Annotated in this window: 8 protein-coding genes; 5 read left to right on the forward strand and 3 right to left on the reverse strand. The window is 70.6% G+C overall.

Annotated elements, in window-relative coordinates; all coding sequences use genetic code 11:
* Window positions 1-68: 68 nt before the first annotated feature.
* The 3 genes from hydA (at window position 69) to KCH87_RS06140 (ending at window position 4,145) form a co-directional block, all read left to right on the forward strand.
* Window positions 69-1,472: a dihydropyrimidinase gene (hydA, locus tag KCH87_RS06130; RefSeq protein ID WP_210584787.1), complete on the forward strand. Its 1,404-nt coding sequence runs from the start codon at window positions 69-71 to the stop codon at window positions 1,470-1,472.
* An 11-nt stretch (window positions 1,473-1,483) separates the two neighbouring features.
* On the forward strand, window positions 1,484-2,503 hold the full coding sequence (locus KCH87_RS06135) for a TIGR03842 family LLM class F420-dependent oxidoreductase (protein WP_210584789.1): 1,020 nt from the start codon (window positions 1,484-1,486) through the stop codon (window positions 2,501-2,503).
* 115 nt (window positions 2,504-2,618) lie between these two features.
* On the forward strand, window positions 2,619-4,145 hold the full coding sequence (locus tag KCH87_RS06140; protein WP_210584791.1) for an NCS1 family nucleobase:cation symporter-1: 1,527 nt from the start codon (window positions 2,619-2,621) through the stop codon (window positions 4,143-4,145).
* Between the two features lie 17 nt (window positions 4,146-4,162).
* Here KCH87_RS06140 and KCH87_RS06145 read toward each other — a convergent pair whose 3' ends face one another.
* From KCH87_RS06145 to KCH87_RS06155, 3 genes are all read right to left on the reverse strand, one after another.
* Entirely contained in the window at window positions 4,163-4,825 is a 663-nt protein-coding gene (locus tag KCH87_RS06145) for a hypothetical protein (RefSeq protein ID WP_210584793.1), read from the reverse strand.
* A 134-nt stretch (window positions 4,826-4,959) separates the two neighbouring features.
* Window positions 4,960-5,781, reverse strand: a complete 822-nt coding sequence (locus KCH87_RS06150) for a class I SAM-dependent methyltransferase (protein WP_308298759.1) — start codon at window positions 5,779-5,781, stop codon at window positions 4,960-4,962.
* Complete coding sequence (locus KCH87_RS06155; protein WP_210584795.1) at window positions 5,778-6,779, reverse strand: carboxymuconolactone decarboxylase family protein; 1,002 nt, start codon at window positions 6,777-6,779, stop codon at window positions 5,778-5,780. Before KCH87_RS06155 ends, KCH87_RS06150 begins: the two co-directional genes overlap by 4 nt.
* Window positions 6,780-6,947: 168 nt before the next feature.
* Between KCH87_RS06155 and KCH87_RS06160 the strand changes: the two genes are divergently transcribed.
* Both KCH87_RS06160 and KCH87_RS06165 read left to right on the forward strand, forming a co-directional pair.
* Entirely contained in the window at window positions 6,948-8,051 is a 1,104-nt protein-coding gene (locus KCH87_RS06160; protein ID WP_210584797.1) for a sensor histidine kinase, read from the forward strand.
* A complete protein-coding gene (locus tag KCH87_RS06165) occupies window positions 8,048-8,710 on the forward strand; it encodes a response regulator transcription factor (protein WP_210584799.1) in 663 nt (220 codons plus the stop codon). Before KCH87_RS06160 ends, KCH87_RS06165 begins: the two co-directional genes overlap by 4 nt.
* The last annotated feature ends 6 nt before the right edge of the window (window positions 8,711-8,716 follow it).

Consider the following 8,716-nt stretch of genomic DNA (forward strand, 5'->3'; position numbering starts at 1 on the left):
TTCGCCGCGGGGCGCGACCAGCCACAGACGACCCGCACCTTTCGACCACAACCCAGCGGAGTCAGCCCATGAGTACCCGTACCGTCATCCGCGGCGGTCTCGTCATCACCGCGTCCGACGAGATCCACGCCGACGTCCTGATCGAGGACGGCCGTATCGCCGCCCTCGCCGCCTCCGGCACCCCGGCCGCCGAGGCCTGGACGGCCGAGCGGGTCATCGACGCCACCGGGAAGTACGTGATCCCGGGCGGTGTCGACGCCCACACCCACATGGAGCTGCCGTTCGGCGGCACCTTCGCCTCCGACACCTTCGAGACCGGCACCCGTGCGGCGGCCTGGGGCGGGACGACGACGATCGTCGACTTCGCCGTGCAGAGCGTCGGGCACACCCTGCGCGAGGGCCTCGACACCTGGCACGCCAAGGCCGAGGGCAACTGCGCCATCGACTACGGCTTCCACATGATCGTCTCCGACGTGAACCAGGAGACGCTGAAGGAGATGGACCTGCTGGTGGAGGAGGGGGTGACCTCCTTCAAGCAGTTCATGGCGTATCCGGGCGTTTTCTACTCGGACGACGGCCAGATCCTGCGCGCGATGCAGCGTTCCGCCGAGAACGGCGGGCTGATCATGATGCACGCAGAAAACGGTATCGCCATCGATGTCCTGGTCGAGCAGGCGCTGGCCCGCGGCGAGACCGACCCCCGCTACCACGGCGAGGTCCGCAAGGCCCTGCTGGAGGCCGAGGCCACCCACCGTGCCATCAAGCTGGCGCAGGTCGCCGGTGCACCCCTGTACGTCGTGCACGTCTCGGCGACGGAGGCGGTCGCCGAGCTGGCCAGGGCGCGCGACGAGGGGCTGCCCGTCTTCGGGGAGACCTGCCCGCAGTATCTGTTCCTGTCGACCGACAACCTCGCCGAGCCGGACTTCGAGGGTTCGAAGTACGTGTGCTCCACGCCCCTGCGGCCCAAGGAGCACCAGGCCAAGCTGTGGCAGGGTCTCAGGACGAACGACCTCCAGGTGGTCTCCACCGACCACTGCCCCTTCTGCTTCGTGGGCCAGAAGGAGCTGGGCCGGGGCGACTTCTCCAAGATCCCCAACGGTCTGCCGGGCGTCGAGAACCGTATGGACCTGCTCCACCAGGCCGTCGTCGACGGGCACATCAGCCGTCGGCGCTGGATCGAGATCGCCTGCGCCGCCCCGGCCCGGATGTTCGGCATGTACCCGAAGAAGGGCACCATCGCGCCGGGCGCCGACGCCGACGTCGTCATCTACGACCCGCACGCCGAGCAGGTCATGTCCGTCGAGACGCACCACATGAACGTCGACTACTCGGCGTACGAGGGCAAGCGCACCACCGGCCGGGTCGAGACGGTCCTCTCGCGCGGCGAACTCGTCATCACCGAGCGGGAGTACACCGGACACGCCGGCCACGGCGTCTACACCCCGCGCTCCACCTGTCAGTACCTCAACTAGGAGTGGCGCACATGGACTTCGGACTCGTCCTGCAGACCGACCCGCCGGCCTCGAAGGTCATCAGCCTGATGAAGCGGGCCGAACGCAACGGCTTCACGTACGGCTGGACCTTCGACTCGGCCGTGCTCTGGCAGGAGCCGTTCGTGATCTACAGCCAGATCCTCTCCAACACGACGAGGCTGAAGGTCGGCCCGATGGTCACCAACCCGGGCACCCGCACCTGGGAGGTCACCGCCTCCACGTTCGCCACCCTCAACGACATGTTCGGCAACCGCACGGTGTGCGGCATCGGCCGGGGTGACTCCGCGATGCGCGTCGCGGGCCGCACCCCGAACACCCTCGCCAGGATCAGCGAGGCCATGAAGGTCATCAGGGCGCTCGCCTCGGGCCAGGAGGCGGACCTCGGGGGCACGGTCATCAGGTTCCCCTGGATCAAGGAGGACGCCGAACTCCCGGTCTGGATGGCCGCGTACGGGCCGAAGGCCCTGAAGATGACCGGCGAGGAGGCCGACGGGTTCATCCTCCAGCTTTCCGACCTGTACCTCACCGAGTACATGGTCAAGGCGGTCAAGGATGCGGCGGTCGCGGCCGGGCGTGATCCGTCCGAGGTCAAGATCTGCGTTGCCGCGCCCGCCTACGTCACCGAGGACGACTCACCCGAAGCGCTCGCCCACGCCCGCGAGCAGTGCCGCTGGTTCGGCGGGATGGTCGGCAACCACGTCGCCGATCTGGTGTCCAAGTACGGTGCGCACTCCGCCGCCGTACCCGACGAGCTCACCGAGTACATCAAGGCCCGCGAGGGCTACGACTACTCCCACCACGGACGCGCCGACAACCCCGACACCGCGTTCGTGCCCGACGAGATCGTCGACCGGTTCTGCGTCATCGGGCCGGCCGAGAAGCACATCGAGAAGCTGAACGCGCTGCGCGAGCTGGGCGTCGACCAGTTCGCCGTCTATGACATGCACGACGCTCAGGAAGCCACGATCGACGCGTACGGGTCGCAGGTGATCCCGGCCGTCAACGGCTGAGCAATTCCCCTCTGATCGAGTCCCTCCATTTGAGTCTCCCCCTTCCCGCCGTCCCGGGAAGGGGGGCCCGCCCGCACGGCCTTTCCCGTCCCACCTCCCCCTGATTGGCCTGCCCATGACCGACACCGCTCCCACGGCCATACCGCCGTCCACTCAAGTCACCCTGGCCGACGGCCGGGTGGAGATAGCCCCGGACGCCCCCGCTCCGGGCGGTGCCTATGCCAACGAGGACCTGCTGCCGGTTCCCGTCGAGAAGCGCACCTGGACCACGTACAACTTCTCCGCGCTGTGGGTCGGCATGGCCCACAACACGGCTTCCTGGACCCTGGCCTCCGGTCTGATCGCGGTGGGCATGGACTGGAAGCAGGCGGTGTTCACCATCGCCCTGGCCAATGTGATCGTGCTGGTGCCGATGCTGCTCACCGGGCATGCGGGACCCAAGTACGGCATCCCCTTCCCGGTCTTCGCCCGCGCCTCCTTCGGTATCCGCGGCGCCAACCTCCCCGCTGTCGTCCGGGCGTTGGTGGCATGCGGGTGGTTCGGCATCCAGACCTGGATCGGCGGCGAGGCGATCTACTTCCTGGCCGGAAAGCTCATCGGCAACGGCTGGAGCGATGCCGGGAAGGTCGGCGGCTACGCCTGGACCATGTGGCTGTCGTTCGCGATCTTCTGGGCGATCCAGGTCGCCATCATCTACCGGGGCATGGAGACGATCCGCCGCTTCGAGAACTGGGCGGCGCCCTTCGTGATCGTCGGCGCGCTCGTGATGCTGGTGTGGATGAGCAACAAGGCCGGCGGCTTCGGCCCGCTGCTCGACCAGCCCTCCAAGCTGGGCTGGGGCGGCGACTTCTGGAAGCTCTTCTGGCCCTCCCTCATGGGCATGATCGGCTTCTGGTCCACTCTGTCGCTGAACATCCCGGACTTCACCCGCTACGGCAAGAGCCAGAAGGCCCAGATGTGGGGCCAGGCGCTGGGCCTGCCCACGACGATGACGCTGTTCGCGTTCCTGTCGGTGATGGTGACGTCCGGTTCGCAGGCGGTGTACGGCGAGCCGATCTGGAACCCGGTCGAGCTGGCCGCCAAGACGGACAATGTGGTGGGCCTGCTGTTCGCGCTGGTGACCGTGCTGGTGGCGACGCTGTCCGTGAACGTCGCGGCCAACCTGGTGTCCCCGGCCTTCGACTTCTCCAACATCGCGCCCCGCCGGATCACCTTCCGCGCGGGCGCTCTGGCCACCTGTGTCATCGGTGTGCTGATCTTCCCGTGGAAGCTGTACTCCGACCCGGAGGGCTACATCTTCACCTGGCTCGGTCTGGTCGGCGGTCTCCTCGGCACGGTCGCCGGCATCCTGATCGCCGACTACTGGATCCTGCGCCGCGGCAAGCTCGACCTGGTCGACCTGTACCGACCGGGCGGGCAGTACTGGTACGAGGGCGGCTGGAACTGGCGGGCGGTCGTCGCCTTCGCGGCCGGCGGCGTCCTTGCCGTCGGCGGTGCCAGCTTCGCCCCGCTGTTCGACGGCCGGCCGATCCCGGCGCTGTCGTCGCTGGCCGACTACGGCTGGGCGGTGGGGCTGGGCACCTCGATGGTGCTGTACCTGGTCCTGATGCTGCTGCGCGGCCGGGAGAAGGCCGTCGGCTGACCGGAGTTGGAGGACGGTCAGCTCTTCTGGCCGTCCTCCAGCGTCGCCACCGCGTCCTTGGCGGCCTTGATGGCGCCCTTGTTGATCTCGTCCGTGCTGGGCGCCTTCTTCGACTCGAAGTCGCTGCCGTTGTACGTGATGACCACCAGCGCGTTGGACGAGCGGACCACCACGACGCCCTCGCGGGTCTGCTGCTTGTCCTGGGTGGTGAGGTTCACCACGGAGTAGCCCGCCTCGCCCACGCCGGGGACCTCGCCGCCGCCACTGTCGTCCGAGATGCGTTCCTTGTACGACTTCTCCGCCGCCGCCTCCGACTCCATCACCTCGAAGGAGACGTCGAGCCAGCGGTAGTCGTACCCCTTGAGCGCGTTCCAGGAGCAGGTGCGGCGCACCTTCGAGTCCGTGGACGCGATCTCCTTGCCGGCCGTCTTGGCGCCGGGGACCAGGGACTTGACCGTCTTCTCGGGCACACTCTTGCACGGCGAGGGGGCGGCGTCGTACGCCTTCGACGCCGCGGAGGTGGCGGGTGCGGTCGGCGACTGGGACCCGTTGTCCTGGCCGGCCTTGTTCTCGGCGGCCGGCGCCGAGGGGCCGGATGACAGAGCCCAGCCCGACACGGCGAGCACGGCAACCGGGGCCAGGCGCGCGGAGAGGGTGAGCGGCAGGGGTAGCGAACGCACAGCGCACTTCTCGTGGGGGACGGTGCGGACGGGGTCCGCACTGCGGACGGGACGCCAGTGTCACACGAGTCCCTGTGGGGCGGAAGCGAAACTTCGCTCCGTGCACGCCCGGTGACTGCGCCCACGTCCGCCCCTCACGGCCGGACGGCCGTCACACACCAGACCGCAGCCCGCATCCGCACTCCGAGATCCGTCTCGTACGGGCGCAGGGCGTCCTCCAGTTCGGCGCGCTGACCGGCGCGGACCGTGCCCCCCGGCGAGCGGGACAGGAGGAAGTCGACGGCGTCTGTCACATCGCGGCCCCACACCGTGTGGATGGTGACAGGCGTCACGGTCACTTCCTCGTAGTCCCTGAGGGCGGCGCGGATCCGGGCCGGGGCGGAGAGGGACGCCATCGCCGTGTGCGCCGCGACCGTCTCCGCGTCCGGTTTGTCGACGAGCCGGGCGAACAGGCCGAGGGCCCGGGACTCCTCCGACTCGGGCCCGGCAGGCTGCGGACAGATGAACGCGAGCCGCCCTCCCGGCCGCAGCGCCCGCGCCAGATTGCGGAAGGCGGCCGCGTGATCGGCGAAGAACATGACGCCGCCCCGGCTGATGACGACGTCGTACCCGGCGGGCGGGAACGCGTACAGCTGCGCGTCCCCGTACTCGAACGCCGCGTTGCTGGTCCCCTCGTCGACGCTGCTCGCGCGGGCCCGCTTCAACAGGGGCGCGGAGATGTCGACGCCGAGGGCGGGTCCGGGGGCGGCGAGCCGGGCCGCGATCCGTGTGGTCGCGCCGGCACCGCAGCCGACGTCCAGGACGCGGTCGCCGGCCTCGATCGCCGCGGCGGCGAACAGCGCGTCGTTCACCTCGGCGAGCATCGTGTCGTAGCGCTCCTGGTGATCGGCCCAGTGTGTGCCGACGGAGCCGTTCCAGGCGGCGGCCTGACGCGGGTTGGCGAGGCGGGCGATCACGAGGCCTCCTCGGCGGTGTGCAGGGGGAGCGCGCTCTCGATGCGGTCCACGGCGGCGAACGCGCCGAACGCGACGAGATGCACCAGGCAGTGGTCCGTATGTTCTGGTTTGCGCCAGGCTGTGATGTCTTCGTCGGTGATGCGGTACGGCGCCAGCGCGGCCAGCAGCGCGAGGCGCGCGCCGGGGCGCTCACGCCGGTCCGGGAACCCGCCCAGGGCGAGCGGCGGATGCTCCCCGTCCCAGTCCCGCAGGGTCTGCCGTACGACAGTCCGGTCCTCGGAGTCCAGTAGTCCCGCGCCTGCCGAGGCGGCGGTCCGCAGCGCCGCGTACGCGGGGCCGACGGGTGTGCCGTCCGCCCAGGCGGGGCCCGGGGCGGGAGCGTCGAGCAGGGCGAGGGCGGCGCCGGGCCGGACGGTTCGGCGTACGGTCCGGGCGAGGGTGCGGCCCATGAGGCTCCGTACCGGCCGCAGCCGCTGGGCGTTGCCCGGCATGAGGCGCTCGGTCAGCAGGGCCGAGGCGATCCGGTTGATGAAATGGAAGGCGAACGCGGTGCCCAGGTAGCCGGGGGCGTGCTCGCGCGGGAACGGGTACGGCTCCAGGGCGGTGCCCGGGGCGCGGGTGCTCTGCCCCCAGGCGAGCACGCGCGCGTGCTCCTCGTTCTCCGGCTGCTCCCCGCGGGCCAGGCGCTCCGCAAGGGCGTGGTCGCCGGTGGCGTGCAGCAGGACGGTGTGCGCGTCCACGCAGAACGGGCACTTGTTGGCGAGGGACACCCCGAGGGCCGCCAGCTCCTTGCCGGTGCGGCCGCCGGGTCCTGCGAGCAGCGACTCGCGCATCAACGCCCAGGCGGGGGCGAGGATTTCGGGTGCCGAGGACAGTACGACGAAGGTGACCGGCCGGTCGATGCCGAAGTCGCGGGAGAGCTGCTGGTACACCTCGGCGACGCGGCCGGTGGCCGACTTGGGCGGCAGGGGCTCGGTGTAGCGAAACGGTGTGGACATGGGCAGCAGCCTGCGCCTCGGGGGGCGCCGCGGTCGTCGTACGGCCGAAGACAGTCGGCGCTACGGCGGCAAGGTGCGCCGGTGTCCGGCACTACTGCGTGGGGAGTAGTGGGGGAGCCGTCCACAGGGCGGACGCCGGTGTCGGTGCGGCCGTTTACTGTTTCGGGCATGAGCGAGCAGTCGGCCATCCGTGGACGTCTCGCCGACGCGGCCCTCGCGGTCGTCGTCGGCGCCCTCGTGATGACCGCGGCCGCTTTCGACGCGGACACCAGCGCCGTCGACTACGCGTTCATCGCAGTGAGTTCGATCTCGCTCGCCTTCTATCGCTCGGCCCCGCTCGCGGTGCTGGCGGTGTCCACGGCCGGCGGCGCTGCGTACGTTCTGCACGCCCATCCGGGGGCGCTCGCGGCCCTCCCCGTCATCGGCGCGGTGCACACGGCGGCCCGCGTGGGACGCCGGGGATACGCGGCCGTGGCGAGCGGGGTGTTCCTGGCGGCGTACATCGCGACGGGTCCGACAACGCAGGAGGTGGTCGAGCGGGCCGCGCTGCTCGCGGGCTGGTTCCTGTGCGCGTTGGTCACAGGTCTGGCCGACAGCAACTGGCGGGCCTATCTGCGCCAGACCGAACAGCGCGCACTGGAGGCGGAGCGCACCCGGGAGGAGGCGGCGCTGCGCCGCGCCGGCGAGGAACGCCTACGGATCGCCAGGGAGTTGCACGACTCGCTCACGCACAGCATCTCGATCGTCAAGCTCCAGGCCGGCGTCGCCGTGCACCTGGCCCGCAAACGGGGCGAGGAGATACCGCCCGCCCTGCTCGCCATCCAGGAGGCGAGCGGCGAGGCGATGCGTGAACTGCGCGCCACCCTGGAGGTGTTGCGGACCGACGAGCCGGCCGGCACCCCCGCGCTGCTCGTGGAGCGCGCCCGCGCGGCGGGCCTCGCGGTGGACCTGACGGTGACGGGCGACGAGCGTCCCCTGCCGGCGACCGTCGACCGGGCCGTGTACCGCATCGTGCAGGAAGCCCTGACGAACGCGGCACGACACGCGGGACCGGCCCAGACCCAGGTCCAACTGGGCTATGCAGAGGGTGAGTTGACAGTACGCGTGGACGACGACGGCCTCGCCGACCCCGCCCGTCCGCCCACGCAGGGCGTGGGCCTCACCGGTATGCGCGAACGCGTCACGGCCCTCGGCGGCACACTGCACGCCGCCCCGCGCGCGGAGGGCGGCTTCTCGGTCCGCGCGCGGCTGCCGCTGGGGGAGCAGGGATGATCAGGGTCGCGCTCGTCGACGACCAGGCGCTGATGCGGGCCGGCTTCCGGGCCCTCCTCGACGCCGAGGACGGCATCGAGGTGGTCGGCGAGGCGGCGGACGGGGAGCAGGGCGTCGAACTGGTCCGGTCCGAGGTGCCCGACATCGCGCTGATCGACGTACAGATGCCGGTGCTGACGGGCATCGAGGCGACCCGCCGCATCGCCGCCGACCCCGCCCTGGCCGCCGTCCGCGTGGTGATCCTCACCAACTACGGCCATGACGAGTACGTCTTCGAGGCGCTGCGGGCGGGCGCGAGCGGCTTCCTGCTGAAGGACACCGAACCGGCCGACCTGCTCCAGGCCATCGAGGTGGTCGCCCACGGCGAGGCCCTGCTGTCCCCTTCCGTCACCCGCGCTCTGATCGGCGAGTTCGTCTCCCGTCCCCCGGACCGGGCCACGGCCCCCGGCCTGGAGTGCCTGACCCGCCGCGAACGCGAGGTGACGGCCCTCGCCGCGCGCGGCCTCACCAACGACGAGATCGCCGAGCACATGGTCATCAGCCCCTTCACGGCGAAGACCCACATCAGCCGTGCGATGACGAAGCTGGGGGCACGGGACCGGGCCCAACTGGTCGTCTTCGCCTATGAGTCGGGGCTGGTGACGGCACGCAACCACTGAGACGCC

It is taken from the genome of Streptomyces sp. GESEQ-35, assembly GCF_017948485.1.
Classification (GTDB): domain Bacteria; phylum Actinomycetota; class Actinomycetes; order Streptomycetales; family Streptomycetaceae; genus Streptomyces.

Excerpts from the sequence above, each read along its gene's own strand:
- KCH87_RS06140 (WP_210584791.1), top strand. The coding sequence starts at position 2,619 with ATGACCGACACCGCTCCCACGGCCATACCGCCGTCCACTCAAGTCACC.
- KCH87_RS06165 (WP_210584799.1), top strand. The coding sequence starts at position 8,048 with ATGATCAGGGTCGCGCTCGTCGACGACCAGGCGCTGATGCGGGCCGGC.
- KCH87_RS06155 (WP_210584795.1), bottom strand. The coding sequence starts at position 6,779 with ATGTCCACACCGTTTCGCTACACCGAGCCCCTGCCGCCCAAGTCGGCC.
- KCH87_RS06135 (WP_210584789.1), top strand. The coding sequence starts at position 1,484 with ATGGACTTCGGACTCGTCCTGCAGACCGACCCGCCGGCCTCGAAGGTC.
- hydA (WP_210584787.1), top strand. The coding sequence starts at position 69 with ATGAGTACCCGTACCGTCATCCGCGGCGGTCTCGTCATCACCGCGTCC.
- KCH87_RS06160 (WP_210584797.1), top strand. The coding sequence starts at position 6,948 with ATGAGCGAGCAGTCGGCCATCCGTGGACGTCTCGCCGACGCGGCCCTC.